The 21,864-nt window shown below is 64.1% G+C and carries 15 protein-coding genes and 1 pseudogene; 11 read left to right on the top strand and 5 right to left on the bottom strand.

The window, feature by feature from the left end; translation table 11 throughout:
- Window positions 1–24: 24 nt before the first annotated feature.
- The 6 genes from ACXJKQ_RS08615 (at window position 25) to ACXJKQ_RS08590 (ending at window position 5,133) form a co-directional block, all read left to right on the top strand.
- Window positions 25–1,173 (top strand): ABC transporter substrate-binding protein, encoded by a 1,149-nt coding sequence (locus tag ACXJKQ_RS08615; protein WP_457105343.1) that lies wholly within the window; start codon window positions 25–27, stop codon window positions 1,171–1,173.
- 93 nt (window positions 1,174–1,266) lie between these two features.
- Window positions 1,267–2,139 (top strand): branched-chain amino acid ABC transporter permease, encoded by an 873-nt coding sequence (locus ACXJKQ_RS08610; protein ID WP_457105342.1) that lies wholly within the window; start codon window positions 1,267–1,269, stop codon window positions 2,137–2,139.
- Window positions 2,136–3,170 (top strand): branched-chain amino acid ABC transporter permease, encoded by a 1,035-nt coding sequence (locus tag ACXJKQ_RS08605; RefSeq protein ID WP_457105341.1) that lies wholly within the window; start codon window positions 2,136–2,138, stop codon window positions 3,168–3,170. Before ACXJKQ_RS08610 ends, ACXJKQ_RS08605 begins: the two co-directional genes overlap by 4 nt.
- A complete protein-coding gene (locus ACXJKQ_RS08600) occupies window positions 3,167–4,012 on the top strand; it encodes an ABC transporter ATP-binding protein (RefSeq protein WP_457105340.1) in 846 nt (281 codons plus the stop codon). The genes ACXJKQ_RS08605 and ACXJKQ_RS08600 overlap by 4 nt, the downstream gene beginning before the upstream one ends.
- The gene (locus ACXJKQ_RS08595) at window positions 4,005–4,709 is read left to right on the top strand and encodes an ABC transporter ATP-binding protein (protein WP_457105339.1); all 705 of its coding nucleotides are present in this window, start codon (window positions 4,005–4,007) and stop codon (window positions 4,707–4,709) included. The genes ACXJKQ_RS08600 and ACXJKQ_RS08595 overlap by 8 nt, the downstream gene beginning before the upstream one ends.
- Window positions 4,681–5,133, top strand: coding sequence for a Rieske (2Fe-2S) protein (locus tag ACXJKQ_RS08590; protein WP_457105338.1), 453 nt, complete (start codon window positions 4,681–4,683; stop codon window positions 5,131–5,133). The genes ACXJKQ_RS08595 and ACXJKQ_RS08590 overlap by 29 nt, the downstream gene beginning before the upstream one ends.
- Before the next feature lie 632 nt (window positions 5,134–5,765).
- Here the strand turns inward: ACXJKQ_RS08590 and ACXJKQ_RS08585 are convergent.
- On the bottom strand, window positions 5,766–7,853 hold the full coding sequence (locus tag ACXJKQ_RS08585; protein ID WP_457105337.1) for a response regulator: 2,088 nt from the start codon (window positions 7,851–7,853) through the stop codon (window positions 5,766–5,768).
- Window positions 7,850–13,663 carry a HAMP domain-containing protein gene (locus tag ACXJKQ_RS08580; RefSeq protein ID WP_457105336.1) on the bottom strand — a complete coding sequence of 1,938 codons (5,814 nt, stop codon included), beginning with the start codon at window positions 13,661–13,663 and terminating at the stop codon, window positions 7,850–7,852. The genes ACXJKQ_RS08585 and ACXJKQ_RS08580 overlap by 4 nt, the downstream gene beginning before the upstream one ends.
- Before the next feature lie 857 nt (window positions 13,664–14,520).
- Between ACXJKQ_RS08580 and ACXJKQ_RS08575 the strand changes: the two genes are divergently transcribed.
- Complete coding sequence (locus ACXJKQ_RS08575) at window positions 14,521–15,468, top strand: MBL fold metallo-hydrolase (protein ID WP_457105405.1); 948 nt, start codon at window positions 14,521–14,523, stop codon at window positions 15,466–15,468.
- 295 nt (window positions 15,469–15,763) lie between these two features.
- Window positions 15,764–16,522, top strand: a complete 759-nt coding sequence (locus tag ACXJKQ_RS08570) for an SDR family oxidoreductase (protein WP_457105335.1) — start codon at window positions 15,764–15,766, stop codon at window positions 16,520–16,522.
- A gap of 368 nt (window positions 16,523–16,890) precedes the next feature.
- Here ACXJKQ_RS08570 and ACXJKQ_RS08565 read toward each other — a convergent pair whose 3' ends face one another.
- Both ACXJKQ_RS08565 and ACXJKQ_RS08560 read right to left on the bottom strand, forming a co-directional pair.
- Complete coding sequence (locus tag ACXJKQ_RS08565) at window positions 16,891–17,790, bottom strand: sigma-70 family RNA polymerase sigma factor (protein WP_457105334.1); 900 nt, start codon at window positions 17,788–17,790, stop codon at window positions 16,891–16,893.
- Window positions 17,777–18,172 (bottom strand): hypothetical protein, encoded by a 396-nt coding sequence (locus ACXJKQ_RS08560; protein WP_457105333.1) that lies wholly within the window; start codon window positions 18,170–18,172, stop codon window positions 17,777–17,779. The genes ACXJKQ_RS08565 and ACXJKQ_RS08560 overlap by 14 nt, the downstream gene beginning before the upstream one ends.
- A gap of 373 nt (window positions 18,173–18,545) precedes the next feature.
- Here ACXJKQ_RS08560 and ACXJKQ_RS08555 point away from each other — a divergent pair, with 373 nt between their 5' ends.
- The gene (locus tag ACXJKQ_RS08555) at window positions 18,546–19,178 is read left to right on the top strand and encodes a tyrosine-type recombinase/integrase (protein ID WP_457105332.1); all 633 of its coding nucleotides are present in this window, start codon (window positions 18,546–18,548) and stop codon (window positions 19,176–19,178) included.
- Between the two features lie 544 nt (window positions 19,179–19,722).
- On the top strand, window positions 19,723–19,956 hold the full coding sequence (locus ACXJKQ_RS08550) for a hypothetical protein (protein WP_457105331.1): 234 nt from the start codon (window positions 19,723–19,725) through the stop codon (window positions 19,954–19,956).
- 158 nt (window positions 19,957–20,114) lie between these two features.
- Here ACXJKQ_RS08550 and ACXJKQ_RS08545 read toward each other — a convergent pair whose 3' ends face one another.
- On the bottom strand, window positions 20,115–20,498 hold the full coding sequence (locus ACXJKQ_RS08545) for a hypothetical protein (protein WP_457105330.1): 384 nt from the start codon (window positions 20,496–20,498) through the stop codon (window positions 20,115–20,117).
- A gap of 607 nt (window positions 20,499–21,105) precedes the next feature.
- On the opposite strand from ACXJKQ_RS08545, the pseudogene ACXJKQ_RS08540 reads away from it, so the two are divergent.
- Window positions 21,106–21,859: pseudogene (locus tag ACXJKQ_RS08540) on the top strand (transposase).
- The last annotated feature ends 5 nt before the right edge of the window (window positions 21,860–21,864 follow it).

The following is a 21,864-nucleotide window of genomic DNA, read 5'->3' as shown; positions in this document are numbered from 1 at the left end:
CCCCAAGCTTCCGGAGACCCGAGAATGCCGAGCCGGTTCACACTCACCACCGCGATCCTGTTGGCGCTGACCGTCACCGGCGCGCGGGGCGACACGATCCGCATCGGCGTCAATGAGCCCCTGACCGGGCCCTTCGCGGCCTCGGGCACCTACGTGGTCAACGGCGCGAAGATCGCCGCCGACGAGATCAACGCGCGCGGCGGCGTCCTCGGACAGAAGCTCGAGCTCGTCGTCGAGGACAACAAGAGCAACCCGACCGAGGCCGCGGCGGTGGCTGAGAAGCTCATCACCAGCGACAAGACCCCGGTGATGATGGGCGCCTGGGGCTCCAGCCTGACGCTCGCCGTGATGCCCAAGCTCGCCGATTACGAAGTGCCGATGCTGGTCGAGACCTCCTCGTCCGGCAAGATCACCACCTCGGGCAACCCCTACGTCTTCCGCATCTCACCCCCCTCTTCCCTCGAGGCTGAGACCTTCGCGCCGATGGTGGAGAAGCTCGGGCTGAAGAAGGTCGACTTCCTGGTGCTCAACAACGATTTCGGGCGCGGCGCCGCGACCGATTTCGGCAAGATGCTGAAGGACAAGGGCGTTCAGGTCGGCCTCGTCGAGACCATGGACCAGGGCGCGCAGGACATGAGCGCCCAGCTCGTCAAGCTGAAGGCATCAGATAGCGACACGATCATGATCACGAGCGCCGTCGACCAACTGGTACTCCTGTTCAAGCAGATGGCGGCGATGGGTCTGAAGAAGCGCGTCATCACCACCGGTGGCTCGCAGAACCCGGACCAGATCATCGCCCAGGCGGGATCGGCCGCCGACGGCACCATGCACCTGACGACCTTCCTGCCCTGGATCCCCGAGAAGACCCCTGATCCGAAGGCGACCGAGGCCTTCATCGGCGAGTGGAAGAAGCGCGGCTATCAGTTCGCGGGCGTCACCGAGAGCTTCCGCGGCTACGACGGCATCCGTGCGATCGCGCAGGCCATCGAGAAGGCCGGCAAGGCCGAGCCCGCGGCCATCGCCAAGGCGTTCTGGTCGGTCGACTTTACCGGGCTCAACGGCCCGATCCGCTTCGCCAAGGCCGGCCCCGCCGGCAAGGAGAGCGGCCAGAGCAAGCCCGACGTCTACCTCATCGAGATCAAGGACGGCCGCGTGATCCTGCCGACGCTGTGAGGCTGGGTACTGTCCCTCTCCCAACCGCGTGGCGGGTGTCAGGGTCGAGACCATTCGCCGTGCCGAGCAGCACCCCCACGTGAGAGGCCGCCCATGGACCAACTAACCCAGCACCTCATCAACGCGCTGATCCTCGGGGGCACCTATGCGCTACTCGGGATCGGGCTGACCCTGATTTTCGGGATCATGAACGTGGTGAACTTCACCCACGGCGCGCTTTACACGGGGGGCGCCTACGCGATGTATCTCGCCGCGGCGTCCCTCGGCCTGAACTTCTTCCTGGCGCTGCCGGTGGCGATCTTCGGCGGGATGGCGCTGGGCGCCGCGATCGAGATCCTGCTGCTGCGTCCATTCCGGGGATCGGACATCGACACCACGATGCTCGTGATGATCGGCGCCGGCATCGTCCTGCAATCGGGAACACTCTGGGTATTCGGCGGTGTCGCTAAGGCGATCGCCTCGCCCTTCCCCGAGGCGCCACTGCAGATCGGACCGGCGTCTGTCTCCTGGCTGCGGCTGTTCGTGTTCGGCGCCGCCCTCGCCCTGATCGGGCTCACCTACGCCCTGATCAACCGGACGAAGCTCGGGCTCGCCATGCGCGCCGCCTTCCAGGATTCGGACACGGCCGCCCTGATGGGCGTGAACGTGCGGCTCATCTACACCGCGACCTTCGCCATGGGCTCCGGGCTCGCTGCCGCGGCCGGCGCGCTCCTCGGGCCCGTCTACGTCGTGCATCCGCAGATGGGCGGGCTCGCCGAGCTCAAGGCGTTCGCCATCGTGATCCTTGGCGGCCTTGGCAACGTCACGGGGGCGGCCATCGGCGGCTTCATCCTGGCTCTCGCAGAGGAACTCGGCGCCGGCTACGTCTCCTCCGGCTACCGGGACGCGATGGGCTTCCTGATCATCATTGCGGTGCTTCTCTACCGGCCGACCGGCCTGTTCGCGAAGGCGGAGCGCATCGGATGAGCCGGCTCCTCCCCCTCGCGCTGCTCGCCGCCCTTGTCGCCCTGCCGCTGGCACTGGGCTCCGAGCCCTATCTCCTCAACGCGCTGATCGTGACGGGCATCCTGACGATCGCCGCCATGAGCTTGAACCTGCTCCTCGGGTTCACCGGGCAGCTCAGCCTCGGCCACATCGCCTTCTTCGGAATCGGGGCCTATGTGAGCGCCCTGACGAGCCTCGGCTTCGACGTCGATCTGGGCTTCAGCCTGCGCGTCGTCCACGACCCATGGCCGGCGGCGGTCGGCTTCCTCCTCGGGACGCTCGCGGCCGGGCTTTGCGGCTGGCTGATCGGGCGCCTCTCCTTCCGGGTGCGCGGCGCCTACTTCGTCATCGTGACGATCTCCTTCGCGGAGGTGGTGCGGCTGGTGGCCCTCAACTGGGTGGAGCTGACCCAGGGCCCGCTGGCGCTCACCAACATCCCGGCCATCACGCTGGGCGTCCCGGGCCTCGGCACCTGGACGCTCCGGACGAAGCTTCAGAACTACTACCTCGTGCTGGCCGTCGGCACGCTCTGCTGGGTGATCATCGCCCGCCTCGTCGGCTCGCGCTTCGGCCGGGCCATGCGAGGCCTCAAGGAGAACGAACCGCTCGCACTCTCGGTCGGAATCAACGCCACCCGCACGCTGACGGTCGCCGCCGTTATCTCGGCGGCGATGGCGGGGGCGGCGGGCAGCCTCTACGCCCATTACCTGCGCATCATTGATCCCGACATCTTCGCCTTCACCACCACGGTCAGCATCGTCATCATGGTGGTGGCAGGCGGCAAGGGCACGCTGATGGGGCCGGTCATCGGCGGCCTGATCTTCGGACTCCTGCCCGTGGCCCTGCGGCCGGTGATGGCGCCGGAAGCCCAGTGGATCGTCTATGGGCTCGTGCTGATCGCGATCCTGTTCGTGATGCCGCGGGGCATCGTGCCGGGACTTGCGGGCGTCCTCGCCCGGCGCCGTCCGGCGGCCGTCCCCGTCCTCAAGGCCGAACCGGCGGTGCAGCGATGAGCATGATCCTCTCGGTCGAGCATGTTGGGGTGCGCTTCGGCGGCCTCGTCGCCATCGCCGACCTGCATTTCGACGTGGCCGAGGGCGAGATCGTCAGCCTGATCGGCCCGAACGGGGCAGGAAAGACCACGGCCTTCAACGTGATGACGGGCTTCCTGAAGCCCAGCCAGGGCACGGTCCGCTTCCGCGGCACGGGGCTCGCGGGCTTGGCTCCGCACGACATCACGCGGCTGGGCCTGGCGCGCACCTTCCAGCGCACCAGCGTCTTCCCGGACGACACGGTGTTCGACAATGTGATGATCGGCCTGCACCGGCAGGGCACCTCCAAGGCACCCGGCCTCGGCAGGGCACAGCGCCTCGACGCGCTGCTGGGCCGCGCCGGCGCGAGCGAGCGGCAACTGCGTGAGCGCGCCGCGGCCCTGCTCGACTGGGTCGGCCTGTCGGGCCGGGCGCAGGAGAAGGCGGGCAGCTTGGCCTACGGCGAGCAGCGCCTCGTCGGCGTGGCGCTGGCGCTCGCCACCGAGCCGGCCATGCTGCTGCTCGACGAGCCGGTCTCGGGCATGAACGCCTCGGAGACCCGCGTCTTCGTGCGCTTGATCCGGCAGATCCGGGAGCGTGGCGTCACGATCCTGCTCGTCGAGCACGACATGCCGATGGTGATGGAGGTCTCCGACCGCATCGTCGTGCTTAACTACGGCCGGCTTATCGCGGAGGGCCCGCCAGAGAGGATCCGTAGCGACCCGGCAGTAATCGAGGCCTATCTCGGCCAGGGCAGCGCTGCCCGACGGGCGGCCGCTGAGGCGCAGGACGCCCAAGTGACGCGAGAGGCGGCCCATGCTTGAGATCCGAGACCTCGTCTGCGGCTACGGCCACGTCACGGCGCTCAAGGGCCTGACCATCGACGTCCGCGAGGGGCARCTCGTCGCCCTCGTCGGGGCCAACGGGGCCGGCAAGTCAACGACGTTGCGGGCGATCTCTGGCCTCGTGCCCGCGCGGTCGGGCGCGATCCGGTTCGGCGGCCGCGACATCGCGGGTGCGGAGCCCCGCCGCATCTTGGAAGCGGGCATCGCCCATTGCCCAGAGGGACGCCGCGTCTTCCCGCAGATGAGCGTCGCCGAGAATCTCGCCATGGGCGCGTATCTGCGTCGCGACCGGGCCGGCATCGCGGCGGATTTGGCGCGCGTCTACGGTGAGTTCCCACGGCTCGCCGAGCGGCGCGACCAGGCTGCCGGAACCCTGTCCGGCGGCGAGCAGCAGATGCTGGCGATTGGCCGGGCGCTGATGGCGCGGCCGAAGCTGGTGCTCTTCGACGAACCCTCGCTGGGGCTCGCTCCCAACATCGTCGAGCGGATGTTCGCGGTGATCCGGTCGATCTGCGACCAAGGCACCACCGTGCTGCTGGTCGAGCAAAACGCCTTCGCGGCGCTCGAGCTCTGCGACTACGCCTATCTGCTCGAGACCGGTCGCATCGTACTTGAGGGTTCCGGCGATGCCCTGATCGCCGATCCCCATGTCCGGGCAGCTTATCTCGGCGGCTGACGAAGTGCCCGCTCTCGATCGATCACCCGACTCGGACCATCCGCGCGGCGGGGAAGTGGCCTGGATTCGCATTGGCGCCCTGGCAGCGTTCGGGGCCGGCTCGGTTATTCCAGTCACGATCGACGGGCAAAGTCTTCTTATCGTGCACGATGGCGACCGGGTCTTTGCCCTCGAGCGGACCTGCCCACACGAGGGTGCCGATCTCGCCAAGGGGCGCTGTGTGGCGGGCCGCCTGCACTGCCCCCATCACCAAGCGTCGTTCGCGCTCACGGATGGAGCGGTTTCCCCGGGCTGGTCGATCCGCCGTCTGTGCACTTATAATATTAGAATCTTGGATGGCGATATCTACATTGACGCGACAAATTTCATAAGAGCTGGACGCCGCGCGCAAGCAAAGAACGGCGCGCCGAGTGAGGAAAAATAGATTTTTTCGAATTGCCATTCTTGTGTTTTTATCCGAACGGGCATCGCAGAACTGCTGCAAATAGGAGGTCCATGATGGGACGCGGAGAGAATTCGTGCTTGGCCTTTCCACACAACCACGGCCTTGAGGCATTTGCTGACGGGCTTCATGGGTTTGCACAGCCGCTTGAGGCCGATGATCTCGCGAGGTGTGGCAACACGCCGGAAATCCGTGATCGCTCAAACGTTCTCACGACCTGCGTCCCCTGTGACGCTAGCAGGACAATACGGACATCGTCGGCGCATCCGAGAGCTCCCAGGTTGCTTGCCTCGAAGTGACACCTTGCGGACGTTCAAGTTGTCTTTGCCAAATGTACGGATGAGGTCAATTCAACCCATTCGGCAGAGCAGAGCCGAATGTCTGTTTATTTCCTCCGAAGCATGGAAGCAGACCGTCGGCTTTTCCGCCCGTGCTTCTCCGAAGCGGACCCGCGGCTTTCGGCCAGACTACGTCACACCAGAGCGCCATCGCGCGCAAGTGCGGACTGTCGGCTTCGCGCACATATCGGCCGTTCAGCCGACATGATGCGCTCCTCCGAAGCGGACATCGCGATCTAAGCGGCGCTCCGTCCACACTCGATAGCTGTCAAGCGGTCATTCAAGTGTCGTTTCCTCGCGAGAGTCGCTGAGCAAACCTCTTAATATTTCAACCAAATCGCTCGCGCGGTACGGCTTCTGCAGCAACGCGAAGCCATTGGCGTCCTGATCCTCTCGGAGATAGCCGGAGGTAAGCAGGATCGGCATTTGCGGCCATCGCTGACGGATGGTGTGTCCAAGGTCGATGCCGTTCGTCGCACCAGGCATGTTCACGTCACTGAAGACGAGAGCGATGTTAGCCTCCGTCTGCAGGAGGTCTAAAGCCTCGCTCCCGTCCTGCGCACTGATTACCCTGAACGCGAGCGCCTCAAGGGTTGAGACAACGGTGGATCGAACATCAGCGTCATCCTCGACGACGAGCACGGCCTTACCGGCGCCATCCACCGGATTCGGCGCTGCTGAAGTCGTCCCCGGATCGATGTCCTGCGGCGTAGGCCTCCGCCTAAAAAGCGCAGGCAACGTGATAACAAATCGGGTGCCCTGGTCAGGGCTGCTGTCGACGGCAATGGTACCGCCGCTCTGCTGCACGAAGCCGTAGACCATGCTGAGACCGAGACCGGTGCCCTTGCCAGCTTCCTTCGTTGTGAAGAAGGGTTCGAATACGCGGGCGAGGATAGCGGGCGGCATCCCGGTGCCCGAGTCGGCGACCGCGATCTCTACGGAGCACGAGCCTTCAACGCAGCCCGGCGCAGGGGCGTCGCGACGCTGGATGCAGATGTCCAACGTACCTCCGTCCGGCATCGCGTCCCGCGCATTCACAGCGAGATTGATGAGCGCGGCCTCGAATTGAGCGTGATCGACACAGACTTCCGGTAGTCCCTTTTCCACGTTCGCGGAGATCGTGATCTGCTCGCCGAGCGTGCGCTCGAGGAGCTTGATTAGGCCAGGGATAAAGCTTGTGAAGTCCAGCGCTCTCGGCTGGAGAGGAGAGCGCCGAGAGAAGGCCAGAAGACGGCTGGTGAGTTCTGCGCAGCGATGCGCCCCCTCAATGGCACTCTCGACGCGGCGGAGCGCCTTCTCATTCCCCTGGAGCGAGCCCTTCATTAGGTCGAGATTGCCGATCACGATGCTCAACATGTTGTTGAAGTCATGTGCGATACCGCCGGTCAGACGGCCGACTGCCTCAAGCTTCGAGGCGTGCTGCAAGCTGAGCTCAAGCTCCTTGCGCTCTGTCACGTCGAACCACATCCCGAAGAGTTCGACCGCCGTGCCGCTCTCGTCGCAGTTGACCGCAATCTGATCGAGGATGTGCCGCTCCGTGCCGTCCGCGTTGCGCCAACGATATTCCAGAGCCACTGCGCCGACCGCCGAGACGGTGCGCAGATCTTCCAAAACGCGGTCCCTGTCTTCCGCTTCGAGGCGCGACTGCCAAAGGCTGGAATCGGCAAAGGCCTCACGCGAGAAGCCGGTGATGCGCTCGATGCTGTCGTTCGTGAAGTGGAGCCGCCGGTCTTCCGATCCGAGCGGTGAGGTGTAAAGCGCGATCGGAAGGCCACGCAGCACTGCAGCCTGATGCTCCGCCTGCCTACGCAGCGCCTGCTCGGCTTCAAGCTTCTCGCCGCGCACGCGCAGGTTTTCTAGGAGTAGCTGCTTCTCAGCCGCCGCCTTGCGCTTGATTTCCTCGGTCTTGCGGTAAAGCTCGACGAAGACGTCGACCTTCGATTTCAAGACGAGCGGCTGGATGGGCTTGAACACATAGTCCACCGCTCCAGCGGAATAACCGCGGAAGATGTGAATGTCGTCTTTGTTATGCGCCGTGAGAAAAAGGATCGGGACACGGGACGTGCGCGAGCGGCCGCGGATGAGCGCGGCCACCTCGTAGCCATCCATACGCGGCATCTGCACGTCGAGCAGGATCACGGCGAAGTTCTCCCGGAGCGCCCAGCGCAAGGCTTCCTCCGGTGAGTTTGCCAGGACGAGGTCAATCGCCGGATCAGCGAGAATCTCCGAGGCGGCGAGCAGATTACGCTGATCGTCATCGACGATCAGGATCTTCGCTCGGATCGCGTCCGGGTCAGCGAGCGCGGCCAGCTGTTCGGCGGGAGCAACCGTACCAGCCGGAAGGAAATCCAGTCGGTCCGTCATTGTGTTTGCCGTTCAAAATCCTGTGCGGCTCCGCGAACCAGTGCGGGGCTGTTTACGACCTCACCACGCCTTGCCAATTGCACCCGCAGCACGGCGAGGAGCTGGTCCATGTCGATCGGCTTTGAGACGTAATCGGTCGCGCCCGCCTCAAGGCACTTCTCGCGGTCGCCCTTCATGGCCTTCGCGGTCACCGCGATGAGCGGCAGGCTTCGGAAGGTGGACTGAGCCCGGATCGTGCGCATCGTCTCGTAGCCGTCCATCCCAGGCATCATGATGTCGATCAGCATTGCATCGATGTTCGGGTTAGCCTTGAGCAGCGCGATGCCGTCCTGCCCGTTCTCCGCGAACAGAACCTCCAGCCCATACTGCTCAAGGGCGCTCGTGAGCGAGAAGATGTTGCGCAGGTCGTCGTCGACTAGAATGACCCGGCATCCCTGGAGAGACGCCGCGTCCTTCCGTTCGACGAGGATCTGCTCCTCGACCGGAACGCTAGCGATGGTCCGATGCAGGAATAGGGCGGCCTCATCGAGAAGCCGCTCGGATGAGCGCGTGTCCTTGAGGATGATCGTCGAGGCGGTCTGCCTGAGCTGCTGCTCCTCTGCGGTCGTCAGCTCCCGGCCCGTGTAGACGATGATCGGCAGCTCTTCGCCCTCCTGCGAGGCGCGGATCCGCTCGATCAGCTCGGAACCACCGATATCGGGCAGACCGAGATCGATGATCGCACAGTCGAAACGGCCACCTGTGAGGGCCTCTAGCGCGGCCGCGGCGGTGCCGACCCCGAAGATCTTGACGCCCTCTTCGCTCAAGAGCGCCGTGATGCTGGCGCGCTGGTTCTCGTCATCCTCGACGAGCAGGAGGTTGCGCACGGGCCGTGCGATGAATTCCTTCGAGCGCTCGAGCGCCCGCATCAGGCCTTCGCGCTCCACGGGCTTCTCCAGGAAGCCGAACGCGCCCGCGCGCAGGCCGCGCTTCTTCTCGTCATTGACCGAGATGACGTGGATCGGGATGTGCCGGGTGCGGGGATCGTTCTTCAGGAGGTCGAGCAAGGCCCAGCCGTCCATGTCGGGCAGACCGATATCGAGGGTGATGGCGTGCGGCTTGAAGCGGTGGGCGAGGCTCAGCGCGCCGGCGCCATCCTGCGCGATCAAGCCCTTGAACCCGCGCTCGCGCGCAAGCTCCAGCAGCACCGAGGCGAACATCGCATCGTCCTCCACGATGAGCACGATATGATCGCCCGGGTGAATGGCATGACGGTCATCGGCTGAGGCCGAGAGCGCCATCGCGGCATTGGGCTGGCGGCCGATAAGCGCCGCAATGCCATTCCCATCCGAAGCATCCGAGGTGCGACCCGTGACGGTCTGGACCGGCGGCTCGAACGGCAGGAACAGGGTGAAGGTACTACCCGAACCGATCTGGCTCTCAACCACGATTTCGCCGCCCAGTAGGCGGGCGATCTCGCGGCTGATCGCGAGGCCCAGGCCCGTGCCGCCGTACTTGCGGCTCGTTGTCCCGTCGGCCTGCTGGAACGCCTCGAAGATGATGCGCTGCTTATCCTCAGCGATGCCGATGCCGGTATCGGTGACCGATAGGGCCATCCACTGGCTCCCAGCGCGCAGTGGCGACCCCTCGGCCGAGCTGATCTTTAGCGAAACGCTCCCCTTCTCGGTGAACTTGAAGGCGTTGGAGAGGAGGTTCCGGAGCACCTGCTGCAGGCGCTTCGAATCTGTGCGCACCGCGCGCGGCAAGCCAGGTTCGACATCGATTATGAAGCCAAGGTGGCGCTCCTCGGCGAGCTGCCGAAAGGTCCTGTTAAGATTCTCGACAAGGTCCTGCAGCGTCACGTCGCCGATCTCAAGCGACACCGTCCCTGACTCGATCTTGGAGAGATCGAGGATGTCGTTGATGAGCGACAGGAGGTCGGTCCCGGCAGCGTTGATGGTCTTGGCGAACTCCCGCTGCTTGTCTGAAAGGTTCCCGTCCCGGTTCTCGGAGAGAAGCTTCGAGAGAATCAGCAGGCTGTTGAGCGGCGTACGCAGCTCGTGGCTCATATTGGCTAGGAACTGAGACTTGTAGCGCGAGGTCATGCTCAGCTGCTCGGCCTTCTCTTCCAGTGCGGTCTTGGCGACGGAGACCTCGCGGTTCTTGCCCTCGACCTCGCGCTTCTGGATCTCGAGCAGCCGCGCCTTCTCCTCCAGCTCCTCGTTTGTCTGCTGCAGCCGCTCGCGCTGGCTCTTGAGGAGGTCCTCCGACTGCTGCAGCGAGGCGGCCTGCAGCTCCAGGCGATCGTTTGTCTTCTTCAGCTCCTCCTGCCGGCTCTGCAATTCGCCAGTCAGGAGCTGCGACTGCTTGAGGAGGCCCTCGGTCCGCATGTTGGCGGCAATCGTGTTGAGCACGATGCCGATCGACTCCGTTAGCTGATCGAGGAAGGATTGATGCGTCTCGCTGAAGCGGTTGAACGACGCCAGCTCGATGACCGCCCGGACTTCCTGCTCGAACAGGACCGGCAGCACGATGATGTTGAGCGGCGGCGCCTCGCCGAGAGCTGAGCCGATGGTGATGTAGTCACCGGGCACGTGGGTGAGGAGGATGCGCTTCTTCTCGAAGGCGCATTGACCCACGAGACCCTGGCGGAGGCGGTACCGGTTCGACAGGTTCTTGCGCTCCGTGAAGGCGTAGCTCGCCATCAGGTCCAGAACCGGCTCTCCGCCCTCGTCCTCCACCATGTAGAACACGCCGCGCTGGGCGTTCACGAGCGACGCGATCTCGGAAAGGATCAGGTTGGAGACGGTGGCGAGGTCGCGCTCGCCCTGCAGCATGCGCGTGAACTTGGCGAGGTTCGTCTTCAGCCAGTCCTGCTCGGCGTTCTTGAGGGTCGTGTCCCGCAGGTTGCGGATCATCTCGTTGATGTTGTCCTTCAGCGAGGCGACCTCGCCGGAGGCCTCAACCGAAATCGAGCGTGCGAGGTCGCCCTTCGTCACCGCAGTCGCCACCTCGGCGATGGCGCGCACCTGGGTCGTCAGGTTCGCCGCGAGTTGGTTCACGTTGTCTGTCAGATCGCGCCATAGGCCTGCTGCGCCCGGCACCCGGGCCTGACCGCCGAGCTTACCCTCGACACCCACTTCGCGCGCGACGTTGGTGACCTGATCGGCAAAGGTAGCGAGCGTCTCGATCATCTCGTTGACGGTGTCGGCCAGGGCGGCGATCTCACCCTTGGCGTCGACTGAGAGCTTCCGCTTGAGGTCGCCCTGGGCCACCGCAGTGACGACATCCGCGATGCCGCGGACCTGTCCGGTGAGGTTAGCGGCCATCATGTTGACGTTGTCGGTCAGGTCCTTCCAGGTTCCGCCGACGCCGCGCACCTGGGCCTGACCGCCGAGCTTGCCTTCCGAGCCGACTTCGCGTGCGACGCGCGTCACCTCGGAGGCGAAGGAGTTGAGCTGATCCACCATCGTGTTGATGGTCGACTTGAGCTCCAGGATCTCACCCTTGACGTCGACGGTGATCTTCTTGGACAGATCGCCGTTGGCCACCGCCGTGGTCACATCGGCGATGTTGCGCACCTGACCGGTCAGATTGGCCGCCATCATGTTGACGTTGTCGGTCAGGTCCTTCCAGGTTCCGCCGACGCCGCGCACCTGGGCCTGACCGCCGAGCTTGCCCTCGATGCCGACTTCACGGGCGACACGGACCACCTCGGAGGCGAAGGAGTTGAGCTGATCCACCATGGTGTTGATGGTCGACTTGAGCTCCAGGATCTCGCCCTCGACGGCGACGGTGATCTTCTTGGACAGATCGCCGTTGGCGACAGCGGTTGTGACCTCCGCGATATTGCGCACCTGTCCGGTGAGGTTAGCGGCCATCATGTTCACGTTGTCGGTCAGGCCCTTCCAGACGCCGCCGACACCCTTGACCTGTGCCTGACCGCCGAGCTTGCCCTCTGTGCCGACCTCGCGGGCGACGCGCGTCACCTCGGAGGCGAAGGAATTGAGCTGATCCACCATCGTGTTGATGGTCGACTTGAGCTCCAGGATCTCACCCTTGACGTCGACGGTGATCTTCTTGGACAGATCGCCGTTGGCCACCGCCGTGGTCACATCGGCGATGTTGCGCACCTGACCGGTCAGATTGGCTGCCATCAGGTTCACGTTGTCGGTGAGATCGGCCCAGGTTCCCGCTACACCCTCGACGCGGGCCTGCCCGCCGAGCTTGCCTTCCGAGCCGACCTCTTTCGCGACGCGCGTCACCTCTGAAGCGAAGGAATTGAGCTGGTCGACCATCGTGTTGATGGTGTTCTTCAGCTCCAGGATCTCGCCGCGAACGTCGACGGTGATCTTCTTGGACAGATCGCCGTTGGCTACCGCCGTGGTCACGTCGGCGATGTTGCGCACCTGACCGGTCAGATTGGCCGCCATCAGGTTCACGTTGTCGGTGAGATCGGCCCACGTACCGGCCACGCCGCGCACCTGGGCCTGCCCGCCGAGTTTACCTTCTGAGCCGACTTCACGGGCGACGCGCGTCACCTCGGAGGCGAAGGAATTGAGCTGATCCACCATGGTGTTGATGGTGTTCTTCAGCTCCAGGATCTCGCCGCGCACGTCGACGGTGATCTTCTTGGACAGATCGCCGTTGGCCACCGCGGTGGTCACGTCGGCAATGTTGCGGACCTGACCCGTCAAGTTAGCGGCCATCATATTGACGTTGTCGGTCAGGTCCTTCCAGGTTCCGCCGACCCCCTCAACCTGTGCTTGGCCACCGAGCTTGCCCTCGGTGCCGACTTCGCGGGCGACGCGCGTCACCTCTGAAGCGAAGGAGTTCAGCTGATCCACCATTGTGTTGATAGTCAGCTTCAGAGCCAAGATCTCGCCTCTAACGTCGACGGTGATCTTCTTGGACAAGTCGCCGCGCGCGACCGCGGTCGTGACCTCGGCGATGTTGCGCACTTGGCCGGTCAGGTTCTCGGCCATCATGTTCACGTTGTCGGTTAGATCCTTCCAGACACCGCCGACGCCTTTGACCTGGGCTTGTCCACCGAGCTTGCCTTCCGAGCCCACCTCCTTGGCGACGCGAGTCACCTCCGAGGCGAAGGAGTTCAGCTGGTCCACCATCGTGTTGATGGTCGATTTCAGGTCCAGGATCTCGCCCTTGACGTCAACGGTGATCTTCTTGGACAGATCGCCGTTGGCGACAGCGGTTGTGACCTCCGCGATATTGCGCACCTGTCCGGTGAGGTTGGCCGCCATCAGGTTCACGTTGTCCGTGAGATCCTTCCAGGTGCCGCCGACGCCCTTAACTTGGGCTTGACCACCGAGCTTGCCCTCGGAGCCCACCTCGCGTGCCACGCGCGTCACCTCGGACGCGAAGGAGTTCAGCTGGTCGACCATCGTATTGACCACTTTGCCGATGCGCAGGAACTCGCCCCTCAGCGGGCGGCCCTCGATCTCAAGCTGCATGGTCTGGCCGAGATCGCCCTTGGCCACCGCACCGATGACCCGCGCGACCTCGGTGGTCGGTTGCACGAGGTCGCCGATCATCGTGTTGACCGACTCGACGCAGTCGTTCCAGCCGCCAGTTGCCGCCGGCAGCTTGCCGCGCTCATTGATGCGCCCGTCTTTGCCCACCGTACGCGCGACCCTGTCGAGTTCCCGCGCGAGCCCCTGGTTCAGCTCGACGATGTCGTTGAATGCTTCCGCGATTTCGCCATCGATGCCAGTCAGATCCAGCGGCAGCCGGGTCGAGAAGTCTCCCTTCCGAAACGCGCGGAGGCTCTTCAGGAGGAGCTTCGGCTCCAGTTGCGACGTAGTCGGCGTCATTCGAACACACCTTCAGGGCAGATGCATACGGCCCGGCGAGGCTGCCGTCGGGATCGTACGTGGCAACGAGAAACCACCGACGGGAAAGAACGGCAATAGGGCTGAGTGGAGATGATTGCTCAACCGTTCGGCCTGAGGAGTGAGCCAGCACGTTTCACTTCCTGATGGGCAGCCGTTGGGCCGAAAATGGGGCGGCGCGTCGCCGGATGTTGCTGTTTAGCTTTCGCCGCGGGCTCTGGACTTAATGCATGTTGGTATCGTTCGACTCTGGTTCGGCAGCCCTGCCGGCTGTCTGCTGGAGTGAAATCATCAAGGCTTGTGATCGCGGCATTGACGCTGCTCCGGCCCGAGTTCACGGAGAACGACCATGCGTCTCAATGTTTGATTGTGGGCCGGGATGCGCCGGCGCGGGCTGACGTTCCTCGTTGCAGGGCCATGTCGCGACGTGGGCTCCGCTGCCACTTCGAGGTTTGCACTTCAATGACGAGCCACACGGCACTCTTTAGGTCTGCTTCAATGTCTTGCTGATTTCAAAGCGGACCAACGGCTTTCGGCCAGCACCGGCTGTCGTAGACCGCCCGAGTGAACGTCTCAGCTGGGTGGTTCTTTGCTTGTCCGCTTCCGGGCGGAAATGCATCAGAGCAAACGTCGCCGTCCAGGCTGTTCTCGGGTCATTGCAAGACCGAGGAACGTCCCCTCCGGGAAACCGTGGGGGAAAAACGATCATCCACGGGTTATGATTTTAGCTCCTCATCGCTCATGTCACATCGGCCGATCCTATCTCGTCTCCGTGGCATGACGCGCGTTTAGTGAACCTGACGAGCCAGATGCACGCGCGTCCCGCGAGAGGGATGACGATGACTGCAATAATACCCGCCGATACCAAGCGAATCGATCTGGGATATGCTGGCCCTCCTCGTGTAAGCGGGGAGGAGTTGGTGCCCTCGCGCTACGCGGTGCGGATCGGTGAGATCGACGTACTGGTCGTCAGCGATGGCGTGCTGCCGCTCCCGACCAAGATGTTGGGACACAATGTTGACCAAGCCGTACGAGCGGCTTGGCTGAACGACATGTTCCTGCCGACGGACGCGTTCGACTGGTCGCTAAACGCGGTTGTCGTCTACAGCGGCGGCCAAACCATCCTCATCGACGCCGGGTTGGGGCTGGACCCGAACCTGAACCTGCCGCGAGCCGGGCAACTGATCAGGAGATTGGAGGCCGTAGGTATCGATCTCGTGTCTGTGACGGACGTGGTGCTCACCCACATGCACATGGACCATGTTGGCGGGCTCCTTGTCGACGGAGTAAAGGAGCGGCTTCGCTCGGATCTGCGGATCCATGTGGCGGCTGCCGAGGTCAAATTCTGGGAAGCGCCTGACTTCACCCACGTCGACATGCCTCAAGGGTTTCCTGACGCGCTCAGGGCAGCTGCCAAGCAGTTCACGCAACAGTACCGCAGCCAGTTGCGGCTCTTCGACGAGGAGCACGAGGTCGCACCGGGGGTGATTGTCCAACGCACCGGCGGCCACACTCCCGGGCACAGCGTCGTCCGTATGGCATCCGGCAGCGACCGGCTGACATTCGCCGGCGACGCCGTGTTCACGGTCGGGTTCGAGCATCCCGACTGGCACAACGGCTTCGAACACGATCCCGCGGAGGCGGCTCGCGTTCGCGTCCGGCTTCTGCGAGAACTGGCGGCGACCGGCGAGCAATTGATCGCCACGCACCTGCCGTTCCCGTCCGTCGGTCGGGTCGCGATTGATGGCGACGCCTTTCGGTGGGTTCCCGCGTTCTGGGATTACTGAGAGGCCCTGGTCGAAACGGTCGTCCGTTGCAACCGAAGATCGCGCACGTTCGCTTCTTTGGCAATCGTTCATCCTCGGGATTTGTCCCGAGGATGAGCTTCCGTAAGATCGCATGGCCGAACTAAAATGGCTTTGGTCTATCTAGCTCGTCTCCGTCCGGCTCATGCAACGACATGAGTCCTCGCCGACCCAAAGAGGGCGCATCGATTCTTCCCGCCAATGTCACACTGTGAGAGGCGCTCCTCGTCTTGACCACGACCGTCCCGCGGGGGCCGGAGTCGAGATGGAGCGTTACATGAAGATCGTCGTCATCGGCGGTACTGGGCTGATCGGCTCGCAGGTCGTCGCCAACGTAAGAAGTGCCGGTCACGAGGCGCTCGCGGCCTCGCCCAATACGGGGGTGAACGCTGTCACGGGCGAGGGGCTCGCGGATGCATTGCAAGGTGCCAGCGTCGTCGTCGACGTCGCCAACTCGCCCTCCTTTGCTGACGATGCGGCGATGGACTTCTTCGTCCGCGCCGGACGGAACCTCACAGCGGCTGAGCAGGCTGCGGGCGTCATGCATCACGTGGCGCTCTCGGTGGTCGGGACCGAGCTCCTGCTCGATAGCGGCTACTTTCGCGCCAAGCTGGCCCAGGAGGAGCTGGTCGCCTCGGCGGCCGTGCCTTGGACGGTGGTGCGCGCCACGCAGTTCTTCGAGTTCGTTGGCACGATCGCGGAAGCGACAATTATCGACGGCGTTTCGCGGGTGACCTCCGCGTCGATCCAGCCGATCGCGTCGGCCGACGTGGCCGCGAAAGTCGCCGAGGTCGCGCTCGCACCAGCTCGAAACGGCATGATCGAGATCGCTGGGCCTGAGCGGCTCCCGATGGTCGAGCTGGTGAAGCGCCATTTTGACGGCATCGGTGAAACGCGTGAAGTCATCCTGGATGATACCGCCCCATACTTTGGGATACTCCTCGAAGACCGCTGGCTGACACCCACCGGTGACGCGTGGCTGTCGAAGCGGCGCTACAGCGATTGGCTGGCGGCGCAGCCGAAGCGAGTGGCCTGAGGAACGGCGCCGATGGATGCGGCCTACGTCTCGGCGCTCTCCGCACTCGCGGGTTCCGCCATCGGCGCGATGGCTTCCTTTGCGACCACATCGCTGACGCAACACAGCCAGGAGCGCGCGACGCTGCTGGTGCAGGACCGCGCTCGGCGGGAAGCACTCTACGGCGAGTTCATTCGGGAGGCTTCGACCTTGTTCGGCGAAGCCTTCCAGCATGACCTCGACGATTCGGCCAAATTGGCGAGACTTACTTCTCCCCACACAAGAACATCTCGTCCTTCGCCGGCATCCACCACGCCGGCGACCTCGACCCGCTCTGTGCATTCTCGGCGATTTGCCGTAGGGAACTCGCAATCGCCCGGCGGTGAGGTTCAGTGCGGCATCCGCGCTCCCGCTGCTCCTCCGAACAGCCTCGCCATCCGTTCGAGCTTGTCCGGATTGCGGGTAAAGTAGATGCCGACGATCAAGCCCCCCTGGATATCCAGCGCAACGGTCTGAAGGGTTCCGCCCGGCTCCAGGCTGAGATAGCCCGGCAGCCCATCGATCCAGAGTTCCTGCAGCTTCTGCGCATGCTGGATCCACGACTTTCGCGCAGCGCCCTCGAACATACGCGTGACCTTGTCGATGCCGATGATGGGCCGCGGAAATGCGTGGACCTTCCCGCCACCATCGGAGTGCACGATGACGGCATCGGCGAGCATGCTGCGGAGCGCCGCGACGTCGCCTGTCGCCGATGCCTCGAAGAAAGCTTTCGCGATGCGTGCGCCCTCTTCCTTGTCGACGGGGAAGCGTGGACGTGCCGACTGCACGTGCCTTCTCGCTCTCGCTGCGAGTTGGCGGATAGCCGGCGGTTCACGCTGAAGTGCTGCTGCGATCTCCCCGAGTGGGACCGCGAAGACGTCATGCAGGAGGAACGCAGCCCGCTCTAGAGGCGAGAGCCGCTCCAAAGCGAGCATCAGCGTGAGTGTCAGGTCATCGCCAGAGACGTCGTCCGGTGCCATGGCAACGGGCTCGGGCAACCAAGTTCCAAAGTATGTCTCTCGCCGTGCGCGAGCAGACTTCATGACGTCCAGGCAGAGCCGCGTCACCGTTCGCGACAGGAATGCGCCGGCTGACGAAACACCAGTATGGTCGACGTGCCGCCAGCGGAGCCAGGCGTCCTGTACGACATCCTCGGCCTCGCCGTATGAACCGAGCATGCGGTAGGCGAGCCGGACGAGCCGCGTCCGCTCCTGTTCGAAGACGAGGGTCGGATCGTCAATGGTCGGCATGGCGAAGGGACCAGACGCTGAGGGCAATCGCAATGAGCGCAGGAAGTGTCACTGCGGGGAAGTCGCGGGACAGCACTTCCGGCCCGCAAATGCCCACTGCAACTTCCCAGAAGTGGAACAACGCATGCCCTGAGAGCCAGATCGCGCCGATGCTCCAAAGCAGCACACGCGAGCTGGGCCTCTGCGCACCGTACACAAGTCCCGACCCGATCAGAACGAAGATCAGCCCGATATCGCGTAGGAAATGCTGATTGAATGGGCCTGTCGTCGTCACGCCTGGCACTGCGAAGTACCATGCCTCAGGTGAGGCGAGCATGAAGGCGCCATTGCCCACCAGTCCAGCGCCGAAAAGGCCGGCCAGCACCGGAACTGCTTTCCCCATCGCAAGCTCTCCACGTGATTGGTCCACGAGGATGACGACGCGCTGAGGCCGAATGTGACATCGGACGCAACTTACCTCGGCGCTTTCATAAAATGCCTCGGCCTCGGACAGCCCTCCTCACCAAATTCGAGCTGACCGAGCTGATACTCGTGTGCCGCGTCGGAGAGCTCAATGCAGCCAGGATACGGAACACAGGTACGGACGGACCCAGACGAAGTACTCGATTGAACGAACGCTTTCGAGGAGCTCCGGTACGGACGTCAACGGCGATCTTGGGTCGCAACCCGCCCGTCTGCTTAGGCTGGCCTTCATACGAAGCATCAGTTCGAGCGTCTTCTCGCCTCGTCGGCATGGGCCGACGAGGAGGAGGGCGATGGGACACTCCGCATACGATCCGGCCACGAAAGGGCGACCCGCCTGGAACGCTGGCCGTAACCTGGGCGCCAAGCGCGCCCTCAAACCGCAGCAGGTCTGGGCCATCCGTTTCTGGCTCGACCGCAAACGGCGCGTGCGCGACCGCGCGATGTTTGATCTCGCCATCGACAGCAAGCTGCGCGGCGGCGCCATCGTCAAGCTCAAGATTGGCGACCTCGTCAGCGGTGGTCGCGTTCGTAGCCGGGCCATCGTCATCCAGCGCAAGACCGGCCGGCCGGTGCAGTTCGAGTTGCTCGAACCCGCTCGCACCAGCATCCTGGAATGGCTGGAGGCCAGGGGCGGAACGCTCGATGATTATGCCTTCCCGAGCAGGCTCGACGGCGTCACGCACATCAGCACCCGGCAGTATGCGCGTCTGGTCGATGAATGGGTCAGGGGCATCGGGCTGCGAAGCGAGGACTACGGGACCCATTCCCTGCGTCGCACGAAGGCGTCATTGATCTACAAGCGGACTGGCAATCTGCGCGCCGTCCAGACCCTGCTTGGCCATACCAAGATCGAGAGTACAGTCAGTTACCTTAGGGTCGACGTCGAGGATGCGCTGACCTTGGTCGAAGGAACTGAGATTTGAGCGATCGGCCCCTCGGCTTCAGTGTTGAGGGGCTCCAAACCCAGCCCGGCAGCAGTGCGCCCATTCCAGCCATTCCCTTTGGCAAAGACAATCGCTGGAAGCGAACATGATCACCCAGGCTTTTGCTCTGCACCGCCTCGTCGGAACCCCAATCCGCCAAGAGGTCTATGAGCACGGCATCGTCCGGCTCCGCGTCGGCTAGTGAGGTCGGATGCGGCCATCGCTGCCCCAGACGAGCCGCTCCGGGGCGCGTTACACGTAAGCTCGGGCGAGTCGGCTCCGGTCGGCTTAGCTCGGCGAGCCGACCGTCATGAAGAGATAGGCTCCGGTAAACTTCACCCCGCCGCCGGTTCCAAGGCACCGCGGCCGGCCACCCAAGAAGGCGACCCTTGATTATATCGCCGGCTGATCACCGATCACCACCGAACCCGCCGGATAGGGAATTTTGAAAGCCCACATTTGCGGAGACTTGGGGTTCTCCGTCATTTCGTGTGGCGGAACGGGGTTATCGGGAGCCGTCGCGCGTAGCGGCGATTTCGATGGGATGAATGCCATCCCCGAGCTGCTCATGCCCAAGCGCCTGCTTCCCTTCATTCCGGCCTCGTTGCGCGTCATCGCGGTCGTGTCCAAGCCCGAGCGAGTGACGGTGATGGCCGTGCCGCGGTCGGAGGCGTCGTGCTGTCCGGTTTGCCGAATGCAATCAGATCCGACCCACGGCTCCTATCAGCGCCGCCTCGACGATCTGCCCTGGCAGGGGCGGTCCCAGTATCGTGGGTAGCCCACGCATTGAGAACAACGGCTTCGTGTCGGTGCTCGTGCAGAAGCCCGGGCCGGACACTAACGTCCACACCTCAGCTTCCGCCGAGTTGTTCAGGAACGTTGTGCTGTAGCGAGGCCGGACGATGGCCCGGCTGGCGGGAGCTGACCGCCCGTCACTTAGCGACCGAGCCTCGCTGGGAGCACCGACGGAGCGGTGCTGGAAGCGGCGGACGCAGCGAACGAGGCTACGAAGCCCGCCAAGGAGCGAACATCATCGGGTTGACGCAGATCCCGGGCGACTGCCGCTGCTTCTTGCTCCAGCCGAACGTTACAAGCCTTCGAGGGGAGGCCGACATCGGGCGTGCAGGCGTCGTGACGAGCACAAGCTGCATCGAGAGCGTCGATCGGCGGCAAGGGGGCATTGTTGCCCGGACCGCAGTAGTTGCCGTGGATCAGGAGCTTCGGTCCGCCATTGGCGGCGGGTTGGGCCAAGGACGGAGCGGCCCATGCGGCGAGGACGAAGACAGGGGCGGCGAGGCTGATGACGGTGCGAGTCAACATGGTGGAGACCTTCCAGCACCTACGCCGCATAGTCCTATCGGCGCCGACGGTGCGAGCCATAGTTAAGCACCAGACATCAACCCGCGACGTGCTGCGGAACACTACCCCTATTCGGATGACGCTCCACCGGCGCGGCTGACATCGTGTCCGTCAGGCAACCTCTACCGCTACAGCTTGCCGCGTCTTGAGCGCCGGATTGTGAAGGCCGAGCAGATCAGCCTCCTCCGCCGCCACTTCCACCCGTCCCAGGACCGCCCAGGTTGCCGTCTTTGTTCGGCGTGTTCCAATGGATGATGCCGTCGTCCGGAGGACGCAGCCTCGTCGTTGGCGGTTGCGGAAAAGCGGGTGGGCGCGCTTGGATCCTCGAACGGGGAGTCACCCTATTCCCCCGGCCGCCCTGAGCCTCGGCAGGAAGGCTGGCAACCCCCGCAAGCGCCGCTACGAGCCACCTGGCCGTCGCCCGTCTCATGATCACTCCGCACCGCTCCGGTTCCGCTCACCGGGAGGGTAGCTCGCAGCGCACCAGTATCAATGTCCCAGGCGTCGCCCAGCCGTGGACTTGCCTCGAGAAAGTGGAGGGCTCTTTTCCTGAAGGAGGGGGTTTCCGATGGCAGACCGGAAGCAGACCTTTACCCCTGAGTTTCGCGCTGAGGCGGTGCGATGGGCGCAGACGAGCGGGCGGTCCCGCCGCGAGGTAGCCCCCGATCTCGGCGTCGGGCTCTCGACGCTGCGCACCTGGATCGACGGCCGGCGTGAGCGGGAGATGGATCACCCGCCGGCCGATCGGCAGGAGGACATGGCCGCCGAGCTCAAGCGCCTGCGGCGCGAGAACGAGGTGCTGCGTCAGGAACGGGAGATCCTGAAGCGGGCCACAGCTTTTTTCGCCAAGCAGGGAAGTCGATGAGGTTCCGCCTCATCGACGCGGCGAAGAAGGACTTCCCGGTCGCGCGCCTGTGCAAGGTCCTCGACGTCAGTCCGAGCGGCTATTTCGCCTGGAAGAACCGCCCGGCMTCGACGCGSCAGCGCGAGGMTCTCGTGCTGCTTGCCCACGTCCGCTCCGCCTTCACGCTCTCGCACGAGACGTATGGCAGCCTGTACCTGGCGGTGGTCCTCGATCTGTACTCCCGACGGGTCGTGGGCTGGGCGGTGGGCGATCGCCTTCACAAGGAACTTGCACTGGCTGCGTTGCGACGTGCCCTTTGGTCTGGCGCACCGCGTTCCAGACGCGAGCCGAGGCTATCGMCGCGCTGGCCCGTYACATCGATGGCTTCTACAATCCCCGACGCCGTCACTCGGCACTCGGCTTCACAAACCCCACCCAGTTCGAGAGGGGCATCGCCCACCAAACCGCTCTCCACTGAACTGA

It is taken from the genome of Methylobacterium sp. P5_C11 (assembly GCF_054049775.1).
The sequence above is the reverse complement of the archived record's forward strand: the minus strand, read 5'-3'. Positions and strand labels throughout refer to the sequence as shown.